General features: G+C 62.0%; 1 protein-coding gene. It reads right to left on the bottom strand.

Translation table 11 applies throughout. The features are described 5' to 3' along the window. Window positions 1-1,020: 1,020 nt before the first annotated feature. Window positions 1,021-2,070 (bottom strand): biotin/lipoate A/B protein ligase family protein, encoded by a 1,050-nt coding sequence (locus tag RMN95_RS11755; protein ID WP_309617098.1) that lies wholly within the window; start codon window positions 2,068-2,070, stop codon window positions 1,021-1,023. Window positions 2,071-2,184 lie beyond the last annotated feature (114 nt).

Raw genomic sequence — 2,184 nt, 5'->3', positions numbered from 1 at the left:
GCGAGGATCAGCTTCCAATACGCGTCCTCAACGCTGAGCCATCTCTTACGTCCACGTCGTCCCATGATGTCCACACTCCGAATTCTGATGGAGTGTTGCAACGAGACCTAGAACCCGCTCTGGGCCTCAGGACCGTTACTGGCACCGCGGCTCCGGCGCTGAGAAGAACGTCCTCCATCGCAACCTTCCGAGTCGAATATGTTCGACCACTTGGCCGCACTCGTGTGTGACTTTCAGGCACTGCAGGGGGAAATTCTGGAAAGTCGTCACACCCTTGCGCCTCGTCGAGAGTTCTGCCGCTGCTATCGGCATAGACAGACACACTAGAGAGCACTATCGCCGACCCAGTCAGCCCCTCGCAGGCGAGCACCTGGCGAGCGTGCGTGTCGGTGTACGCAACACAATCGACCAGAACATCCGCGCCGCGCGCGAGAGCAGTAACCAGGCTCGCATCGATTTCGCGATCAACTAGGACTCCCTCGACCCCCTCTGGCCACTCGTGCACACTGCGCGAACCGGCCCGAACCTGCCAACCATCTCTTACGAGAGCACTCATGACAGCCCTATCCACTTGGCCACTTGCACCCAGCACGAACGCAGATTTTTCCATAGTTGATAGTCGACCGCGGCGGCGCATTCACACCAGAGCGCGCCCCTCGTTCACTCTCAGCACAAGGCGATCTACCGATGCTCGATCAGTCGTACGCATCTCGTCGACTAAGAGATCGCGCCAATAGGCAGCAGCCAAATGAAGGAGAATTTCGCTCGAGCGTGTGGTGGGCCCCGGAAACCAGGGATCCGGAGCGGGGTTGTCCTTCATTTGGTCGGAAAAGACCGCACCTATTGGCGCGATCTCTCAAGGGGAGTTAACGCGATATCGGTTTCTCCGGTGGTATTCATTAGGGGGTCTCCGAGGCCGAATAGCGATCGGCGAAGGACACGGGGAATGCGTAGAGGACGAGCCTTCACCGCGTGGTTCATCGGCTGGTTCGCCTGTAGCCCGGCGTTCGCTCGCCCGACTCACGGGACGCGGTACAGCCACTCCCGGGTGCCGAACTTCTCGTCGACGAGCTTCTGGGCGCTCGCTAACTCATCCGGAGTGATGTTGCCAGCGGCAGCACCGTACAGTCCAGTGAAGGTCGCCACCATCTTGTCGATGATCTCGGCGCGGCTCAGACCGGTCTGGCTTCGCAGCGGGTCGACCCGCTTATTGGCGCTCTTGGTGCCCTTATCGCTCATCTTCTCGCGGCCGATGCGCAACACTTCGACCATTTTGTCGCCATCCATGTCGTAACTCATGGTCACGTGGTGCAGCACCGCACCACTGCCCAGTCGCTTCTGGGCGGCACCACCGATCTTGCCGGTCGGGCTCGTGATGTCGTTGAGCGGCACATACGATGCGTCGATCCCGAGGGACTTAAGCGCGACGATGACCCACTCGTCGAGGAAGGCGTACGAGTCGGCGAAACTCATCCCCTGCACCAGTTCGGCCGGGGCGTAAATCGAGTAGGTGATCACCGACCCCGCCTCCATGAACATCGCACCGCCGCCCGAGATGCGGCGCACGATGTCAAAACCGTACTTCGCCGCGTTGGCCTCATCGACCTCGTTCTTCACCGACTGGAAGCTGCCAAGCACCACCGCGGGCTTCTCCCACTCCCAGATGCGCATGGTCGGTTTCCGGATGCCGGCACCGACCTCCTCCGAGAGCACCTGGTCGAGCGCCATCTGCAGCACGGGGTCGAGCGCCGGGCCCCGGATGACCTGCCACTCGTAATCCCGCCATCCGGTCGCCTTCTGCAGCGCCCGGCGGATCGTGGTCGCGACCGCCTCGGGCGAGAACCCCAGCAGCAGCGCACCTGCGGGCAGGGCGGTGGTGATGGCCTTCGCGAAGGCGGCGGCCTCAGAGCTGGCGGGCATGCCGTTGATGGCTTCGTTGATACTGTCGAGTGCGCCATCGGGCTCGAGGAAGAAGTCGCCTGCCAGCCGGAATGCCGCGATCAGACCGTTCTCGACCTCAAGGTCAACCACGACCAGCTTGCCCCCGGGAACCTTGAACTCACCGTGCATGCCTCAAGCCTAACCGGCGGGCGGCGGCGGTTTCGCGTCCGTTGCCAAATGAAGGAGATATCCGCCGCCACGCCGCTACTCAGGCGTGGATGACGACAGATCGCCGGGATCTCC

The sequence above is a fragment of the Salinibacterium sp. genome (genome assembly GCF_031364185.1).
Classification (GTDB): Bacteria; Actinomycetota; Actinomycetes; order Actinomycetales; family Microbacteriaceae; genus Rhodoglobus.
The sequence above is the reverse complement of the archived record's forward strand: the minus strand, read 5'-3'. Positions and strand labels throughout refer to the sequence as shown.

Bases quoted from the DNA above. Each gene is read 5' to 3' on its own strand.
- RMN95_RS11755 (WP_309617098.1), bottom strand. From the start codon at position 2,070: ATGCACGGTGAGTTCAAGGTTCCCGGGGGCAAGCTGGTCGTGGTTGAC.